The following is an 18412-nucleotide window of genomic DNA, read 5'->3' as shown; positions in this document are numbered from 1 at the left end:
GGGCGGCAAGATGACCTTTCTTATCCGCCAGATCGCGCTCAAGGCCAGTGGGGAGGAAATCGTCCGCCCCACGACCGTAGATGGCGACACAATCACCATCGGGCGCGATGCGTCGTGCGACATTCACTTGCCCGACCTTGCCGTCGACCCGCGCCATGCGCGCGCGGTGATGAAGGACGGCGAACTTTTCGTCGAATCCATCGCCGACCAGCCGTTCGGGATGAACGGACGCAGCGTGAACCGCCGCGCCATAGACCTTTCGCGCGGTGCGGAGCTGACCTTCGGCGGCCACCGCATAAACGTCGAACGTGGCGATGGCGGAGTGCCGGTCTTCACCGTCCGCCGGGTCGAGGCGATCTCCGACGTTTCGGAAGAAAAGGACCTCGGCAGCGTCTATACACTGAAGGGCCTGATGCCCGGCAAGCGCATGTCGGCATGGGGCTTTGCGATCCTCGTGCTCATTGCCTGCCTTGCGTGGCCTATCGGCGCCTACATGACGCACAAGGGCGAGAAGGAGCGCGGATCGGGCTATCACGGGGACGAGATCTGGTCCTCGGGCGACCTGACGCTCGCGCACGCCGGACTCAAGGACGATTGCCAGGCCTGTCACGTCGATGCCTTCGTCGCGGTGCGCGACAATGCCTGCACGACCTGCCACGAGGATGACGCCCACGCGCATATCTCGGGGCTCGCCGCCAACGACGCCACCGCCCGCCTCGTCGCGGCGCGCGGCGAACCCGGCGCGTTCGGCCAGTTCCAGCGCGCCGTGGCCGAAGGTTTCAACCGTCCCGCAGGCAGGTGTGTCGAATGTCACATCGAGCATACCGGCGCTGGCGCTATGGAGGACACACCCCAGAAGTTCTGTACCGATTGCCATGACGGGATGAGCAAGAGATTGCCGGACACGAAACTGCCAGATGCGAGCGACTTTGGAACCGGCCATCCCGAGTTCCACCCCGCGCTCGTCGTCCAGCCGGGTGACAAGCCGGTGTTCCAGCGCATGACGCTGACCAAGACCGCGCGTGAGGACAATGGCCTCAAGTTCACGCATGCCGAACACATGAGCAAGACCGGCGGCGTCGCCCAGATGGTCCGCCGCCGTCCGGGCGAATACGACGGCCGCGACGCGATGCAGTGCGCCGATTGCCATACGCTCGATTCCACGAAGGTCCGGTTCGAGCCGGTAAAGATGGAAGACAGCTGCCAGTCCTGCCACGCGCTGGGGCTGGAAATGATCGACGGCACAACCCGCACGCTGCGCCATGGTGAGCCCGAACTGGTCGCCGCGGACCTGCGAGCCTTCTATCGTTCCGGCAATCCGCCGCGTCCCGCCAGCCTGTCGGGCATGGCGCGCCGCTCGCCCGGCGACGGCGCATCGCAGCGCACCGCCCGCGATTTCGCCCGCGCGGTGCAGTTCTACCCGACCCGCGCCGACGGGGCGGTCACGCGTGTCTTCTCGAAAGGCGGGGCCTGCTATGACTGCCACGTCATCACGCGCGACGGTCCGGCGGTCACCAACGGCTTCGACATCGTCCCCGCCGTCCAGAACAACCGCTATCTCGCGATGGGCTGGTTCACCCACGACGCACACACGAAGTACGCGTGCACCGAATGCCACGTCGACGCGACGCGCAGCAACGATGCCAGCCGCGTGCTCATCCCCGGACTTGGCGGCGAAGGCGGTTGCCGGACCTGCCATGTCGGCGGCACCGGCGCTTCGCTGACCGAAGTGAAGCACCCGGTCGAGAGCGATTGCGCGATGTGCCACGACTATCACGCCGACGACGGCCCGCCCTGGATGTCGAAGGCACCGAAGACAATCGCCAAAGCCGATGCCAACCGTCGCAAGCAGGTGTCGATGAGGTGATGCGATGCTGATTGCCCAGATCACCGACATCCATCTCGGCTTCGAGCCGGACTCGCCCGGCGAGTTCAACCGCCAGCGGCTGGACCGCACGCTGGCACATCTGGCGGCGCTCAATCCCCTGCCCGCGATGCTTCTTTTGACGGGCGACCTGATCGATCGGGGCGACATCGATTCTTATCGCCGCCTGCGCGAGGCGCTGGAGGATTTCCCCGCCCCCTGGCACATGGCACTGGGCAATCACGACGACCGCGCGAACTTTGCCGAAGTGTTCCCCGAACACGAATGGGCCGACGGCTTCCTGCAATATGAGTTGCGTACCGACCCGATGCGGCTGCTGGTGCTCGACACGCTGGAAGTCGGCCGCCACGGCGGCGGTTTTTGCGACACGCGCGCGCGATGGCTGACAGAGCGGCTGGACGAGGACGCGGATACTCCGACGATCATCGTCCAGCATCACCCGCCATTCGAATGCGGCATCCCGTGGATGAACACGGTGCCGGAAGAGCCGTGGGTGAAGCGGCTTGGCGCGTGCCTGAAAGACCGCGACAACGTGCACACTATGGTCTGCGGCCATATCCACCGCGCCTCGGCCAGCACATGGCAGGGGCTGGAAGTGGTGACGACGCCGTCCACCGCGCCGCAAGTCGCACTGGAATTCGCCGAGATCGATACCGAAGTGCCGGATCAGCGCCCGCTGATCGTCGCCGACCCGCCGGCCTATGCGCTGCATTTCTGGAACGGGCGCGAACTGGTGACGCACTGGGACACGGCCGAAGACCGTACCGTGCTGGCCCGTTACGACCAGAACCTTCAGTCGATGATCGCGCACATGTTCGAGGAACGCCCCGGCGCCTAACGCACGCCCTGAAGCTTTTTCTGGCGGCGGCGCTGGACCGAACTGCCAAGCCCGACCGCCTCGCGGTATTTAGCCACGGTCCGTCGGGCCAGCGTATATCCCTTGGCCTTGAGCAGATCGACCAGCGTATCGTCCGACAGGATCGCGTCGGGCTTTTCGTCGTCAATCAGCGCCTTGATCGCAGCCTTCACCGCCTCTGCCGATGCCGCGCCTTCGTCGCCATCCGACGCGACGCCGGAGGAGAAGAAGTATTTCAGCTCGAACGTGCCGAGCCCGCAGTTGAGGAACTTGTTCGAAGTCACCCGACTGATCGTCGATTCGTGCATCTCGACCGCCTCGGCGACATCGCGCAGCGTCAGCGGGACGAGCGCGGAGACGCCGCGCCGGAAGAAGCCTTCCTGCCGCCGCACGATTTCCTTCGCCACTTTCAGGATCGTTTTCTGCCGCTGGTCCAGCGCTTTAACCAGCCAGTTGGCATCGGCAAGCTTCTCGCCCAGCCAGCCGCCCGACGACTTGTCCTTGCCGCATCCGGCCTTCAGCGTGGCATAGTACTGCCGGTCGATCACCAGTCGGGGAAGCGTGTCGCGGTTGAGCGCGATTGCCCAGCCGCCTGTGCGGTCGGGCTTCACGAAGACATCTGGCACGACCGGCGGGGCGGCATCGCCGCCGATCCGGCAGCCGGGCTTGGGATCGTAACTGCGCAGTTCCGCGATCATGTCGGTCAGGTCCTCGTCGTCGACACGGCACATGCGCTTCAACTGCGCGAAATTGCCCCGCGCCAGCAGGTCGAGGTTCGCGATCAGCGCCTGCATGCACGGGTCGTAGCGGTCCGCCTCCTTCGCCTGCAGTGCAAGGCATTCGGACAGCGAGCGCGCACCCACGCCGGTCGGGTCGAGCGACTGGACCAGAGCCAGCCCCGCCTCCGCAAGCTGCATCGATACGCCGAGCAATTCGGCGATCTCTCCAAGGTCGAGCGTCAGGTACCCCGCCTCGTCCAGCTGGTCGATGATTTGGCGCGCGATGAACTGCTCCGCCTCGGTCCCGCCCGCCGCGCCCAGTTGTGCGTGGAGATATTCGGCCAGCGTTTCATCGCCCGAAGCACGCTCGCCGATGTCGGGCATGTCCTCGCCCGCTCCGCCCGAACCGCTGCTGCGCGAGGAGCCGGTGTCGAAATCGCGGTCCAGCATCTCGCCCGCTATGTCGAGCGCGGACTCCCCGTCGCCCTGCCCCTCAGTGGGCACGGCTTCAGCCAACTCGCCGCTTTCGGCAGGGGCGGCGCGTTCACCTTCGCCGTTCGCCAGGTCGACCAGAGGATTGTCGGCCACCGCGTCGGCAATGAACGATTCAAGCTCGAGGTTGGACAGCGCAAGCAAGCGGATCGCTTGCTGCAGCTGCGGCGTCATCACCAGCGATTGCGTCTGCCGTAGGTCGAGGCGGGGGCCCAATGCCATCGGTCAGCAGCTACCGCGCGATCAAAGCGTGAAGGCTTCGCCCAGGTAGAGGCGGCGCACGTCTTCGTTCGCGACGAGATCTTGCGGAGAACCGGCAAACAGGACCTGTCCGCCATAAATGATGCAGGCCCGGTCCACGATCTCCAGCGTCTCGCGCACGTTGTGATCGGTGATCAGCACACCGATACCGCGCGTCTTCAGCTCGATCACGAGATCGCGGATGTCGCCGATCGAAAGCGGGTCGATACCGGCGAACGGTTCGTCGAGCAGCATGATCGAAGGTTTTGCCGCCAGCGCGCGGGCAATCTCGCAGCGCCGACGTTCACCGCCCGACAGCGCCATCGCAGGGCTTTCGCGCAGGCGCGTCAGGCCGAATTCGTCGAGCAGGCGTTCCAGTTCGGATGCGCGAACGTCGGCGTCAGGCTCCACCATTTCCAAGACGCTGTTGATGTTCTGTTCGACCGTCATGCCGCGGAAGATCGAGGTTTCCTGCGGCAGATAACCGAGGCCAAGGATCGCACGGCGATACATCGGCAGCTTCGTCACGTCCTCGCCATCCATCAGGATGCGGCCCGAATCGGGGCGGACGAGCCCCATGATAGAATAGAAACACGTCGTCTTGCCCGCACCGTTCGGGCCGAGCAGACCGAGCACTTCGCCCTTGGCGACCGAGAGCGAAATATCGGTCAGGACCGCGCGCTTGTCGTAGCTTTTGGCGATAGAGACGACTTCCAGCCCGCCCTGAGGCACCGGGGGCGAGGCCGTTGCGGCCGGGTCCACGGACGGATCGAGGGTATGGCTGTCGATGGTACTGCTCCTCGTCGGCAGGCATCCCGTCGTGCGAAGCGAAAGGAAGACCCGCGTCATTCTCTTGCACCATCACATAGCATCTGCGCCGCGCCTTTGAAGCCCCTCGACCGCCAATTGGCAAGATTCCTGCATGGCGGGCCGTTTCGGATATGCGGCGGCCCGCCACCGGGCATCGGTGGCCAGCAATACCCACGCTTGACGCGCATCTGCCGCAGATGAATACTCCCATGGTCTACGGGCAGACGAAGGGACTGGGGCAATGATGGTGAATAGCCGGAAGGATTCCGCGATCCGGGATCATGAACAGGTCGTCGTGAAGGACTGGCGCCGCCGCATCAGCGACCATCTCGCCTATGCGTTGCTGGTCTATACCGCACTGCAGATCTTCGTGACGATGAAGCAGCTGAAAGAGATGACCAGCACGACGCTGCCCTATCTCGCGCTCATCGTTCTTGTCGCCATGATCATCCCCGCCGCCCGCATGCTGGAAAAGCACTGGAGCGAGCTGACCGATGCCGAAGCGTTCGACCCGGCACAGGCTTCGCGGTTCAAGCGTGACCGCATCATCATATGGGCTTTTGCCATCGGCACGCCTTTTGTCCTTGCCGGTATCGCACGCCTGATTGCTGCGTTCTGAGGCGCACAAAAGAGGCAGACCGGTCGCGCGGCTTGCCGCGCTGCGATCCTGCGCCTATCCCTTGCCGATATGCTGCAGGACAAGCGAGCGACTGAAGCCTTGAATACGAGCCCCCTCCATACGATCGAGAGCCCATGCTGAACGAAGAGGGCGCGCTCGGCCGCTGCGCCGACCTGATCAACCGCGCAAAGGAACTGGGCGCAGACGCTGCCGATGCGGTATATGTCGGAAATCATTCGGAAAGCGTGGAAGTCCGCCTCGGCGAACTCGAAGCCGTCGACCGGTCGGAGACCGAGCATTTCGGCCTGCGTGTCTTCGTCGGCAAGCGCAGCGCAACGATCGGATCGAGCGCACTGGACGCGGCAAGCCTGGACGAACTGGCCAGCCGCGCCATCGCCATGGCCCGCGCCGCGCCGCAGGACGAATTTTCGGGCCTCGCACCTGAAGACATGCTGATGAAGGGGCCGATCCCCGATCTCGACCTCGTCTCACCCAATCCCGATGCCGACATCCTGCGCGAATCCGCGCGAGAGGCCGAGGAATGCGCCCGTGAGGTCCAGGGCATCACCAATAGTGAAGGTGCCTCTGCCGGAAGCGGCGGCAACACCATCGCGATCGCCACCAGCCACGGCTTTGCCGGCAGCTACTGCCAGTCGCGCCACTCGATCTCCGCAGCGGTCGTTGCCGGACAGGGCAGCGGGATGGAGCGGGGGTCGGAATGGCGCGTCGCCCGTCATCGCGGCGAACTTCCCGACGCTGCCGAGATCGGCCGCAAGGCCGCAGACCGCGCGGTCGCCCGCCTCGGCCCCGAAACGATGCGCAGCGGCGCCATGCCGGTGGTGTTCGACCCGATGGTCGGGCGTAGCCTAGTCGGCCACCTCGTCGGGGCGATTTCCGGTCCATCGATCGCGCGCGGCGCAAGTTTCCTGATGGAGCACGAAGGCAAGCAAGTCTTCGACAGCGCCGTGACGATCGTCGACGATCCGCTTCGCCCGCGCGGGCTCAGCTCGCACCCCTTCGACGGCGAAGGCCTGCCCGCCCGCCCCTCGACCATCATCGCAAACGGCGTGCTGTCGGGCTGGCTGCTCGACACGGCCTCGGCAAACAAGCTGGGACGTCGGCCGACCGGACATGCCGTGCGTCACGGCGGCGGATCGCCTAGCGCCTCGTGTTCGAATGTCGTGCTGTCCCCAGGGCAGCAGAGCGTCGAGGAACTGATCGCCGACATCGAGGAAGGCGTTCTGGTAACCGAATTGATCGGACAGGGCGTCAACGGCGTTACCGGCGATTACAGCCGCGGCGCATCGGGCTTCCGCATTCGCGGGGGCGAGATCATGGGTCCAGTTTCGGGCATTACGATCGCTGGCAACCTGCTGGAAATGTTCCGCTCGCTTCGCGCGGCGAATGATCTGGAAAACTTCTACGCAGTCAACGTGCCGACGCTACGCGTCGACGGGATGATGGTTGCCGGTGCCTGAACTGAAGACCCTGCAACACCTGCTCTGCGCGCTTCTCTTCGCGCTTGTCTCCCCGGTCGCGGCCCATGGGGCTATTGCCGAACTGACCGGCGAACCTGCGACGGAAGGGACGAGCGCCCCCGAACCCGCCGCGATCGAGACCGAGCGGGCCGACGATGCCGACGCCCGCATTGCCGAGCGCATCAAAGCCATCTTCGCGGCCATCGACGCGCTCGATGCAGTCGAAGTCGAAGTGCAGGAAGGCGTCGTCACCCTGTCGGGCAACGTCGCCAGCGCGACCAAGGCCGAACAGGCCGAAACGATCGCGGGCCGCGTCGCGGGCGTGGTCACCGTAAACAACGAGATCGAGCGCGACCTTGCCGTCGACCGCAACCTTGCCCCCACCGTTTCTGCCATCGGGGATCAGGCCCGCAACCTGTGGCGGATGCTGCCGCTGTTCGGGGTGGCGGTGCTGCTCGCAGCGTTCGTCATGGTCGCGCTACGCTGGCTGGCCGACCGGGAATCGCTCTGGCTGCGCCTCACACCCAATCCCTTCATCGCCGAACTGCTGGGCAGCGCGATCAGGTTCTTCGGGGTGTTGCTAGGCCTCTACATCGCACTGAAGATCCTTGGCGCCACCGCGTTGCTGGGGGCGTTGCTGGGTATCGGCGGCGTGATAGGCATCGCCATCGGCTTTGCCGTGCGCGACACGATCGACAACTACATCTCGTCGATCATGCTCTCGCTGCGTCAGCCGTTCCGGGCGAACGATCACGTGGTGATCGAAGGCAACGAAGGGCGCGTCATCCGCCTGACCAGCCGCGCCACCGTGCTGATGACGCTGGACGGCAATCACTTGCGCATCCCGAACTCCACCGTCTTCAAGGCGGTGATCCTGAACTACACCACCAACCCGCAGCGCCGCTTCGAATTCGACCTTGGCGTCGATGCCGACGACGATCCGGTCGAGGCGATGGCGACGGGCACGGCGGCAATCGCGGCGCTCGATTTCGTGATCGACGAACCTGCCCCGAATGCGCGGGTGATGGAAGTGGGCGATTCGAACGTCGTTGTGCGCTTCCTCGGCTGGATCGACCAGACCGACACCGATTTCTACAAGGCACGCTCGCTGGCGATACAGGCTGCGAAGGGCGCGCTGGAAGGTGCAGGCTTCGGCCTTCCCGAACCGATCTACCGCCTGCGCATCGATCCGCGTTCGGCCCCGATGCCACTGCCCGCTACAAGCGAAGAGGGTGCGAAGCCCGCCAAGGTTTCGCGCGCCGCAGTCGTCGAAGAGAAGGTGGATACCGCGCCCGAGACCCACGTTGCGGACCTGGTCGCGCGGGAAAGGCAGGTCACTCGCGAAAAGGACCTGCTGGACGAGAGCCGCCCCGTCGAGTGAGCGGCTCCCGGTCCTTGACTTAGGATCAGGCCTTTTCGGCTTCCTTGGCACGTTCGATCGCTTCGAGCACGATCTGGCGGGCTTCTTCTGCGCCGCCCCAGTTGCCGATGCGGACCCACTTCTCGGCTTCGAGATCCTTGTAGTGGGTGAAGAAGTGCTCGATCTGCTGCATCACGATTTCGGGCAGGTCGGCCTTTTCCGCGACATTGGAATAGTACGGGAACGTCGAATCCACCGGCACGCAGACCAGCTTTTCATCGCCGCCATGTTCGTCCTCGAGGTTGAGGACCGCGATCGGGCGCGCACGCACGACCGAACCGGGGACGAAGGGGCTGCGCGCCACGACCAGCGCGTCGAGCGGGTCGCCGTCGGGCGAAAGCGTATGCGGGACGAATCCGTAGTTTGCCGGATAGCGCATCGGCGTGTGGAGGATGCGGTCGACGAAAAGAGCGCCAGAGGCCTTGTCGAACTCGTACTTCACGGGCTCGCCGCCGGTCGGGACCTCGATGATGACGTTGAGGCTTTCGGGCGGATTGTCGCCGGTCGGGATCATGTCGATGCGCATCGGATTTCCTGTCGTATCACGGTATCGGTGAAGCTTGCCGCAGTGCAGCAAGCAGATGGAACGCCGGAGCCTCTAGCGCGCCGACGCCCCTTCGCCAAGGCTTCCTTTGGTCTGATGCGCCAGATGTATCGCGCCTGCGAAGGCGCACCCGGTCAGCGCCGCGGTTCGAGCCAGCGGTCGATGTGCGCCTTGCCCTTCACCGCCTTTTCGATCCACGGCCAGCGCAGGCCCCCGTCATAGGCAACCGGCACGGTCGTATAGCGGCCGCCACGCTTGACGAGGAGGTCGATCGAGCCGCCTGCCTTTGCCGCGGTGATCGCTTTCTTCAGCTTGTCGGCCGAATATTCCTCGCCGTTCACGGCCACGATCTCGGCCCCGCTGACGATGCCCGCCTTGAAGGCGACGCCGTCCCAGATCACCGAAGTTACCGCGCCCGTTTCGCTCAGCACCATGCCCAGCGAGTGTTCCAGGCGAAGGGCGCCCTTGGCCATCAGGCTTTTGTCGAACGGATTCGGCTCTTCCTTGAAGACCAGCTTGTAACCGCCAAGCTCGATGCCCTTGATCGGAGCCGGTGCGCCCGCTGCATATACGCGTTCGCGCAGGAACGTCGCCCAGTCGTGCGGGTGGATGGTGTTCAGAGTCTCGACCACGTCGTCGAAATCATACGTGATTTCGCCCCAATCGCCGGGGTGGCCGCCGAAGAACAGCTTGGCGAAATCGTCGAGCGACTTGCGGCCATTCGTCTCGCTGCGGATCAGCATGTCGGCTTCGAGCCAGACGAGCGCGCCTTCGTTGTAGTATTCCTCGCCGCGGGCGTAGCTGTAGTAAGGCTTCGACGCGCGCTGGCCGACTTGCGGGTCGTTGGTCGTATCGACCAGTGAACGCCAGCTACGTCCCGGCTCGCTCGCATACTCGGCAGCCGAACGGGCAATCTCTCCAAGGACCATTTCCTTGCTCTGCATCCCCGAACGCGCGGACAGCGGCAGGTCCCAGTACTGCGTCTGGCCTTCATAGACCCAGAGCAGCTCATTCTGCATCGGCTGACGATAATCGGGCGTCCACGAACCGACCGGACGGCGGAACTTCCCGTTCCAGCTGTGCGTCAGTTCATGCGGCAGCAGGTCGACGCGGTATTCGTTCTTTTCCCAGTCCTCGAACGTGTCGGGTGGCAGGGTGTTCTCGGACGAGCGGTGATGTTCCAGCCCGATTCCGCCCAATGTGTCGGTCAGACCCAGCAGGAAGTCGTAGTGATCCCACTGCTGATTGCCGAACAGGATCACGGCCTCGTCCATCAGGGCGCGCACGCTGCCGATCTGTTCGTCGGTCGCGTCGAGATACTCGGGGCTGTGCGCAAAGACCTGAAGCTGCGCGTCGTGGCCCAGATCCCATTCGCGGTGGTGTTCACCCGCAAAGATCGGGCTGTCCACCAGCGTCTGGTAATCGGTCTGCGCCCACGTCACGGTGTCGCCGCTGCGCGCCATGCCGTCGAGCGCGGTGGCAACGTCCCAGCCTGCGGGGAAAGTCACGGTCGGCTTCACCGCGATGCGCCGGACGTAGTGGCCCGCGGGGTAGAGCGTCATTTCTTCGAACTTCAGGTTCATCATCTCGGGCGTCATCACGACGCGCCCCTCCGACGACCGTAGCGCCGAGGTATAGACGAGATGCGCCACGACCTCGCTCGCCCCTGCGGGAAGATCGAGATGGAAGGCATAGACTTCGACCGGATCACGCTCCCACGCGACGTCCTTGCCGTCGACGGTGAAGCGGATACCGGTAAGATTGCGGATCTTCGCAAGCCCCGCGTGCCTACCCGGCAGCCATTGCGGGTAAAGCAACGTCAGCTTGTCGGTGCCGGCGGCGACGGGGATCGTCTCGGTCGTACGGAACAGGCCGCGTGCAAGGTCGGTCGCATCGACATCGATCTTGATCGTCCCGCCCGGAAACGGCGTGTCGACCGGGTTGGGCACGGCCTGCGAAAGCGTCAGGCCCGCTGCGGGAAGGCTGCGGACGGCTTCAGCCCCGGATTGAGTCTGGGTCTGGGCGACTGCGGGGGAGGCAAGTGCGCTGGCGGCGAGCAGCGCGATCATCGAAAAAGGTTTCATCGCCTACTACATGGCGAGGGGTTCCGCGCGATGCAACTGCATGGCCCGATAGCTACGCTTTTCAGCCCGCACGAACATCGCTAAGGCGCGCGGCATGAGCGGCAAGATCGACACACCACAGGCCATCCGAGGCACCCAGGACATTTTCGGCGCAGAGGCCGAGGCTTTTGCACACGTCGTCGAAACGTTCGAGCGGGTACGCAAACTCTACCGTTTCCGCCGGGTCGAAATGCCGGTGTTCGAAAAGACCGCCGTCTTCTCGCGCAGCCTTGGCGAGACGACCGACGTGGTCTCGAAGGAGATGTATTCGTTCGAGGATCGCGGCGGTGAATCGCTGACCCTGCGGCCCGAATTCACCGCTGGCCTTGCCCGCGCCTACATCACCGACGGGTGGAAGCAGTACGCCCCGCTGAAGATCGCGACGCACGGGCCGCTGTTCCGTTACGAACGCCCGCAGAAGGGCCGATATCGCCAGTTCCACCAGATCGACGCAGAAGTGATCGGCGCGGCGGAACCGCAGGCCGATGTCGAACTGCTCGTCATGGCCGACCAGTTGCTGCATGAACTGGGCATCGCGGATGGTGTTACGTTGCAGCTCAACACTCTGGGCGATGGCGACAGCCGCGAGGCATGGCGTGCCGCGCTTGTCGAATATTTCCGCGATCACGTGTCGTCGCTGTCCGAGGATTCGCAGGACCGGCTGGAACGCAACCCGCTTCGCATCCTCGATTCCAAGGACCCGCGCGACCGGGCATTCCTTCCCGATGCACCCAGGATCGACCAGTTTCTTTCGGGCGAAGCGCAGGACTTCTTCGGCGCGGTCACCAGCGGCCTCGATGCCGCGGGCGTGAAGTGGAACCGCATGGATTCGCTCGTGCGCGGGCTCGACTACTATCGCCACACCGCGTTCGAATTCGTGACCGACCGCCTCGGCGCGCAAGGTACGGTGCTGGGCGGCGGGCGCTATGACGGGCTGATGGAAGCGCTGGGCGGTCCGGTAACGCCCGCGGTCGGCTGGGCAGCAGGCATCGAACGTCTCGCCATGCTGGTGGGGGAGCGCGAGGGGTCCGTTCTTACCGTTACAGTTGTGGCTGAAGATAACGGGGCCGAGTCTGATGCTCTATCTCTAACAATGGCACTGCGGCGCGCCGGAATTGTGACTGAAATCGTTGCGAGCGGATCGAAAAAGAAACGTTTCGATAAAGCGCAGGCTTTGAACCCGGAAATGTTGTTCCTTGTCCGCCCCATGATCGAAATCCGAAACGGTCCCCAACCAATCCTCGTGGATGTAAAGAGGGGTAAGGGATCGATAATCGCAGACCCCCAAGTTGTCGAAAATCTCGGCCGAAAGCTTCTCGAAACTGTTGGACAGCTCGAGCGCATGACGCATCGAGAGCAATATGCAGCGGATTTCGCCGTCTTTCTACGATGAACGTCTCAGATGAACGCCTTGCCCAGATCGCGCAGCGCTTTTCCGAACTGGAAGCGCGGCTGGCCTCGGGCACGCTGGAAGGCGACGACTTCGTAAAGGCCAGCCGCGACTATGCGGAACTGGAACCCGTCGCGCGCGAGGCTGCACGCGCTTCCGCGATGCGGGCCGAACTGGCCGAACTGCGCGAGATGCTGGCCGACCCCGAAATGAAGGCGATGGCCGCCGACGAGATCGACCGGATCGAGGCGGAACTGCCCGAAGCGGAAGAACGCCTCGCCATCGCGCTCCTGCCACGTGACGCTGCCGATGCGCGGCCCGCGATGCTCGAAATCCGCGCCGGCACCGGCGGGGACGAGGCCGCTCTGTTCGCAGGCGACCTGTTCCGCATGTACGAACGTTATGCTGCCGAACAGGGCTGGCGGGTCGAGACGATCTCGATGAACGCATCCGATGTCGGCGGCTTCAAGGAAATCGTCGCCAACGTGTCGGGCCAGGGCGTCTTCGCCAAATTGAAGTTCGAAAGCGGCGTCCACCGCGTCCAGCGCGTGCCCGTCACCGAAAGCGGCGGGCGCATCCACACCAGCGCGGCGACCGTCGCGGTCCTGCCCGAACCCGACGAGGTCGACGTGCGGATCGAGGACAAGGACATCAAGATCGACGTCTATCGCGCAAGCGGCGCGGGCGGGCAGCACGTCAACACGACCGACAGCGCGGTACGCATCACGCATGAGCCGACCGGCATTGTCGTGACCTGTCAGGACGGTCGCAGCCAGCACAAGAACAAGGAAAAGGCGATGCAGGTGCTGCGCGCGCGGCTTTATGAGCAGACGCGCGACAAGGCTCAGGGCGCAGAGGCCGAGGCCCGCAAGGCCATGGTCGGCAGCGGCGACCGGTCCGAACGCATCCGCACCTACAATTATCCGCAAGGCCGCGTGACCGATCACCGCATCGGCCTGACGCTGCACAAGCTGCCCGAGATTCTCGAAGGCCCCGGCCTTGCCGAACTGGTCGACGCGCTGATCGCCGAAGACCAGGCCGCGCGCCTCTCCGCGCAAAACGAAGCCGCCTGATCGTGACCCGCGTGGCGGAAGCCCTGCGCGATGCCGCCCGCTTGCTGGAGGCGGTCAGCACGTCGCCCCGCCTCGACGCCGAACTGCTGATGGCGCATGCGTTCGGGGCCAGCCGCTCCGACATGCTGCTTCGCCATGCCCGCGACACGGTTCCGGCGCGGTTCGAGATGCTTCTGGGCGAACGGCTGACCGGCAAACCGGTTTCGCAGATCACGGGAGAGCATGAGTTCTACGGGCTGTCCATGAAAGTCACGCCCGACGTTCTGACCCCGCGCCCCGATACCGAAACGCTGATCGAAACCGCGATCACCGCTTTCGATGGTCGCGCGCCTTCCCGCGTGCTCGACTGCGGCACAGGGACCGGCGCACTGCTGCTCGCCGCGCTGTCGGTCTGGCCCGAGGCGCAAGGGATCGGTATCGAACGCAGCCCCGCTGCCCTCGCAGTCGCCCGCGAAAATGCCGACCGCACCGGCATGACAGGGCGCGCGACGATGCAGGCCGGTGACTGGACACAGACCGACTGGCTTGACGGCCTCGGCCGTTTCGATCTCGTCCTGTCAAATCCGCCCTATGTCGAAACGACCGATCCCGACCTTGCCCCCGACGTGCGCGAACATGAACCGGCAGAGGCGCTGTTTGCGGGCGATGACGGCCTTGATGACTATCGCATTGTTGTCCCTGCGCTGCCCGAATTGCTGGCGCCTGGCGGTATCGCGATAATCGAAATCGGCTCTCGCCAGGCAAATGCGGTGCTGGCAATCGGTGAAAACTCGGGGCTTTGCGGCACGATGTACCGCGACCTTGCAAGTAATCCCCGCGCGCTGTTGTTTCGCGCAGGGGGAACAGGCTTTTCGTGAAAAGGGGTTGGCAGGCCCGGTTTTTACAGATAACCCTGTAATCAGACGAACGACGGACGTAGATTCCCGCGCGATCGTCTATCCTTCCGTTCCGAACGCTTCGGTGCCTGCGACAGGCAGGGTCGGTGCTGGACCGTAGGGCTGGTTTGCCGTCCCCATTGATTTGCAAAGAGGACGGCGGACCGAACAAGGGCTTGCCCGTGGTAATGAGGCTCCGGGCGTTTCCGACTGGGTGCGCGCTGTGGTGAAAATGGTTCACCCGCGCCGGACAAGGGAACAGTCTTACTTTGAATAACAATCGTGGCAACAATCGCCGGCGCGGCCGTAACAATCGGTCGCAAGGTGGCGGTCAGCATCTAAACCGGATCGACAGCCGGGCGCGCGGCAATGCGCCCCAGCTTTTGGAAAAGTACAAGAAGCTGGCAGAAGAAGCGCACCGCAACGGCGACCGCGTGCAGGCTGAATACTACCTGCAGTTCGCGGATCACTATTTCCGCGTGATCGCCGACGGCAAGGCCCGTCAGGACGAACAGCGCCAGAAGCGTGACGACGACCGCCAGTCGGACGACGACACCCGCGGCCAGAACAACGACAACGACAGCGACAGCGAAAATGACGGTGAGGAAGAGGAAGAAACCTCGAACCGCCGCCAGCGCCGTCGCAAGGACGGCGGGGAAGAAAATCCCTTCACGCGCGACAGTCGTCAGCGTCGCCAGCGCCGCAGCCGCGACGACGAGGAATCGTCCGATGGCGGCAACAGCGAAACCGAGAAGGCGGTCGAGAACGACGGCGGTCTCGATCCGCAGGCACTGCCGCCCGCAATCGGCGAAACCGAGGAAAAGCCCAAGCGTCGCGGTCGCCCGCGCAAGGTGAAGGCCGAAACTTCGGATGACGATGATGTGAAGCAGGCCGTTAACGGCTGACAATCGAGGCGACTGGCCCTACTTGGCCGATATGCCTTTGCTGTCTGGTCGCCCCACCCTGTCCGATAAAACCCTGAAACTCTCCGCACCGCTGCTGGCCTTCGTGGCCGGCGCGGGCGCGGCGACGGGGTTCGAGCCTCTATCCCTCTGGCCCGTGACGCTCGCAGCCCTTGCGCTGCTGATGCACCTGCTGCGCAGCGCGCAAAGCGGAAAGCAGGCCGCCTTCCTCGGCTGGTTGTTCGGGGTCGGGCACTTCTGGCTAGGCAACAACTGGATCGCGACGGCCTTTACCTATCAGGCCGAAATGCCCGCGTGGCTGGGCTGGATCGCGGTCTTTCTCCTTTCGCTCTACCTCGCGGTTTACCCGCTGCTGGCCGCGCTTGGCGCATGGCTGATCGCGCGCCGCACGCCGCAGGGCTGGCTCATGCCAGTGGCTTTCGCGGGCACATGGATCGTCAGCGAATGGCTGCGTTCGTGGGTCTTCAGCGGCTTTGCGTGGAACCCGCTGGGCGCGGTGGCGCTGGGCGGTTTCGACAGGCCGGGGCTGGCCGTGATACTGCCCTGGATCGGCACCTATGCGCTTTCGGGTGTCGTCGTCCTATTGGCCGCCGCATGGCTTTGGGCGTTCGACGCCTGGCGCTCCGCGACGGCAAAATGGCAGCCTGCCCTTGCCGCGCTCGTGCCCGTCACGTTGCTTCTCATCCCCTTCCCCACTGCGGCGCGGGGCGAAGGCACCTTGCCCTTCCGCCTCGTTCAGCCCGACGTGCGTCAGGACGTGCTGAACGATCCGCGCCAGTACGAAGCAAACTTCGTGAAGACTGCCCTCTTGAGCGGACCTCCCGTGGCTGCGGACGAAACCACACTGTTCCTCTGGCCGGAATCGGGTGTGCCGGACTACCTGCGCCCCGGTTATCCGCGGCGCTATTACCTCGCGACGACTTATGGCGCCGACCCGGCGATGGCGCGCGAACGCATTGCCGCGATGGTCGGCCCCGGCGGGATGCTGCTGACCGGCAGCGTCGATATAGTCCTGAACGCCGAAGGCACCCGCGCCGCGGCGGCAGAGAACGTGGTCACCGCAGTCGGACCCGATGGCGAGATCGCGGGCGGCTACGCCAAGGCGCATCTCGTGCCTTATGGCGAATACCTGCCCATGCGTTCGATACTTGAACCGCTCGGCCTTTCGCGCCTCGTTGCCGGATCGCTCGATTTCCGCCCCGGTCCCGGACCGCGTACGCTGGACCTGGAGAAATGGGGCAGGGCAGGCATCCAGATCTGCTACGAGATCGTGTTCTCGGGCCAGGTCGCCGATCGCAGCGATCGCCCCGACTATATCTTCAACCCGTCGAACGACGGCTGGTTCGGCGCGTGGGGCCCGCCCCAGCATCTGGCGCAGGCCCGTATACGTGCGATCGAGGAAGGTCTTCCGGTCCTGCGCTCGACCACCACGGGGATCAGCGCGGTGATCGATGCCGGCGGCGTCGTTCGCCAGCACGTCCCCAAGCATCAGGCCTCGCGGCTTTCGGGCTTTGTCCCGCCGGCTGCCATGCCCACGCTGTTCTCTCGCACCGGCAACTGGCTTCCGGTCGCCCTGGGCCTGCTGCTGATCGTCGTCGCAGCGGTTGCAAGCCGCCGCGCGCGTCGTTAGAGCAGATATAAAGAAAGCTTTATACGCCGTCAGGATCTCCCATGCGTCGCAACTACCTCTTCACCTCGGAATCGGTTTCCGAGGGACACCCCGACAAGGTTTCCGACCAGATTTCGGACGCCATCGTCGATCTGATGCTGTCCAAGGACCCAGAGGCGCGCGTCGCTTGCGAAACGATGACGACAACACAGCTTGTCGTCTTGTCGGGCGAAATCCGCTGCAAGCCGATGTACGACACCACGCGCGAGGACTGGGCCGAGAACGGTTACTGGGCCCCCGGCGCGAAGGAAGAGATCGAGCAGACCGCCCGCGCCGTCGTGCGCGACATCGGGTACGAACAGGACGGCTTCCACTGGGAACGCCTGCGGTTTGAAAACTTCCTTCACGGACAGTCCGTGCACATCGCGCAGGGCGTCGATTCGAACGCGGAAAGCGCCAAGGACGAAGGTGCGGGCGATCAGGGCATCATGTTCGGCTTTGCCTGCGACGAGACGCCGGACCTCATGCCCGCGACGCTCGATTACAGCCACAAGATCCTGCAGCGCCTGTCGGACGACCGCCACTCGGGCGAGGCCGCGTTCCTCGAACCCGACGCGAAGAGCCAGGTGACCTTGCGCTTCGAGGACGGCAAGCCCGCCGCCTGCACCGCCGTCGTCGTCTCCACCCAGCACAAGCCGGGCTACGACACGGGTGAGCGCGAGGCGCAGCTCAAGAACTATGTGAAGAGCGTCGTCGCCGACATCCTGCCGCACAACCTGCTGTCGGACGAAACAGTGTATCACATCAACCCGACCGGCTCGTTCGAGATCGGCGGCCCCGATGGCGATGCCGGCCTGACCGGCCGCAAGATCATCGTCGATACTTACGGCGGCGCAGCCCCGCACGGGGGCGGCGCGTTTTCGGGCAAGGACCCGACGAAAGTGGACCGTTCGGCAGCCTACATCGCACGCTATCTGGCCAAGAACATCGTCGCGGCAGGCCTTGCCAGAAAGTGTACGATCCAGCTGTCCTATGCCATTGGCGTTTCGCACCCGCTCTCGCTCTATGTCGACACACACGGCACTTGCGCCGAGGGCGTAACCGACCCGCAGCTTGAAGATGCGATCCGTTCGATCGACAGCCTTGGCGGCCTGACCCCGCGCGGCATCCGCACCCGGCTCAACCTCAACCGCCCGATCTATCGCCCGACCGCCGCCTATGGTCACTTCGGCCGCCCGGCGAACGACGGCATGTTCCCTTGGGAAGCGACCGACCTGGTCGAGGAACTGAAGACCGCGCTCGGCCGCTGAGCCGTACGGTTTTTATTTTCCTACAGCACTGACCGCGCATCATGAG

At 64.5% G+C, this 18412-nt stretch carries 15 protein-coding genes; 11 read left to right on the top strand and 4 right to left on the bottom strand.

Annotated features, from left to right (window positions below; genetic code table 11):
* Positions 1 to 10 precede the first annotated feature (10 nt).
* On the top strand, positions 11 to 1867 hold the full coding sequence (locus A9D15_RS10935; RefSeq protein ID WP_066764900.1) for a cytochrome c3 family protein: 1857 nt from the start codon (positions 11 to 13) through the stop codon (positions 1865 to 1867).
* A 4-nt stretch (positions 1868 to 1871) separates the two neighbouring features.
* A complete protein-coding gene (locus A9D15_RS10930; RefSeq protein ID WP_066764897.1) occupies positions 1872 to 2723 on the top strand; it encodes a phosphodiesterase in 852 nt (283 codons plus the stop codon).
* Here A9D15_RS10930 and rpoN read toward each other — a convergent pair.
* Together rpoN and lptB are read right to left on the bottom strand one after the other, a co-directional pair.
* On the bottom strand, positions 2720 to 4174 hold the full coding sequence (gene rpoN / locus A9D15_RS10925; RefSeq protein ID WP_066764895.1) for an RNA polymerase factor sigma-54: 1455 nt from the start codon (positions 4172 to 4174) through the stop codon (positions 2720 to 2722). The genes A9D15_RS10930 and rpoN overlap by 4 nt on opposite strands.
* Before the next feature lie 21 nt (positions 4175 to 4195).
* On the bottom strand, positions 4196 to 5041 hold the full coding sequence (lptB, locus tag A9D15_RS10920; protein WP_229660289.1) for an LPS export ABC transporter ATP-binding protein: 846 nt from the start codon (positions 5039 to 5041) through the stop codon (positions 4196 to 4198).
* Positions 5042 to 5243: 202 nt separating this feature from the next.
* On the opposite strand from lptB, the gene A9D15_RS10915 reads away from it, so the two are divergent.
* The 3 genes from A9D15_RS10915 to A9D15_RS10905 all read left to right on the top strand — a co-directional run bounded on the left by A9D15_RS10915 (position 5244) and on the right by A9D15_RS10905 (position 8480).
* Entirely contained in the window at positions 5244 to 5621 is a 378-nt protein-coding gene (locus A9D15_RS10915) for a hypothetical protein (protein ID WP_156521744.1), read from the top strand.
* A gap of 134 nt (positions 5622 to 5755) precedes the next feature.
* Positions 5756 to 7099, top strand: a complete 1344-nt coding sequence (locus A9D15_RS10910; protein WP_066764893.1) for a TldD/PmbA family protein — start codon at positions 5756 to 5758, stop codon at positions 7097 to 7099.
* Complete coding sequence (locus tag A9D15_RS10905; protein WP_229660288.1) at positions 7092 to 8480, top strand: mechanosensitive ion channel family protein; 1389 nt, start codon at positions 7092 to 7094, stop codon at positions 8478 to 8480. The genes A9D15_RS10910 and A9D15_RS10905 overlap by 8 nt, the downstream gene beginning before the upstream one ends.
* A 25-nt stretch (positions 8481 to 8505) precedes the next feature.
* Here the strand turns inward: A9D15_RS10905 and ppa are convergent, their stop codons facing one another.
* A complete protein-coding gene (gene ppa, locus A9D15_RS10900; protein WP_066764888.1) occupies positions 8506 to 9045 on the bottom strand; it encodes an inorganic diphosphatase in 540 nt (179 codons plus the stop codon).
* A 152-nt stretch (positions 9046 to 9197) separates the two neighbouring features.
* Positions 9198 to 11147: a M61 family metallopeptidase gene (locus tag A9D15_RS10895; protein WP_066764885.1), complete on the bottom strand. Its 1950-nt coding sequence runs from the start codon at positions 11145 to 11147 to the stop codon at positions 9198 to 9200.
* Between the two features lie 94 nt (positions 11148 to 11241).
* Between A9D15_RS10895 and hisS the strand changes: the two genes are divergently transcribed.
* The 6 genes from hisS to metK all read left to right on the top strand — a co-directional run bounded on the left by hisS (position 11242) and on the right by metK (position 18366).
* Complete coding sequence (gene hisS, locus A9D15_RS10890) at positions 11242 to 12579, top strand: histidine--tRNA ligase (RefSeq protein WP_082924415.1); 1338 nt, start codon at positions 11242 to 11244, stop codon at positions 12577 to 12579.
* Positions 12576 to 13649 carry a peptide chain release factor 1 gene (gene prfA, locus A9D15_RS10885; protein WP_066764882.1) on the top strand — a complete coding sequence of 358 codons (1074 nt, stop codon included), beginning with the start codon at positions 12576 to 12578 and terminating at the stop codon, positions 13647 to 13649. The genes hisS and prfA overlap by 4 nt, the downstream gene beginning before the upstream one ends.
* A gap of 2 nt (positions 13650 to 13651) precedes the next feature.
* A complete protein-coding gene (gene prmC, locus A9D15_RS10880) occupies positions 13652 to 14506 on the top strand; it encodes a peptide chain release factor N(5)-glutamine methyltransferase (protein ID WP_229660287.1) in 855 nt (284 codons plus the stop codon).
* 287 nt (positions 14507 to 14793) lie between these two features.
* Positions 14794 to 15429 carry a DUF4167 domain-containing protein gene (locus A9D15_RS10875; protein WP_066764877.1) on the top strand — a complete coding sequence of 212 codons (636 nt, stop codon included), beginning with the start codon at positions 14794 to 14796 and terminating at the stop codon, positions 15427 to 15429.
* A gap of 31 nt (positions 15430 to 15460) precedes the next feature.
* On the top strand, positions 15461 to 17077 hold the full coding sequence (gene lnt / locus A9D15_RS10870; protein WP_066764874.1) for an apolipoprotein N-acyltransferase: 1617 nt from the start codon (positions 15461 to 15463) through the stop codon (positions 17075 to 17077).
* A gap of 41 nt (positions 17078 to 17118) precedes the next feature.
* Positions 17119 to 18366, top strand: coding sequence for a methionine adenosyltransferase (gene metK / locus A9D15_RS10865; protein WP_066764872.1), 1248 nt, complete (start codon positions 17119 to 17121; stop codon positions 18364 to 18366).
* Positions 18367 to 18412 lie beyond the last annotated feature (46 nt).

The organism is Croceicoccus pelagius, assembly GCF_001661915.1.
GTDB classification, from domain to species: Bacteria; Pseudomonadota; Alphaproteobacteria; order Sphingomonadales; family Sphingomonadaceae; genus Croceicoccus; species Croceicoccus pelagius.
The sequence above is the reverse complement of the archived record's forward strand: the minus strand, read 5'-3'. Positions and strand labels throughout refer to the sequence as shown.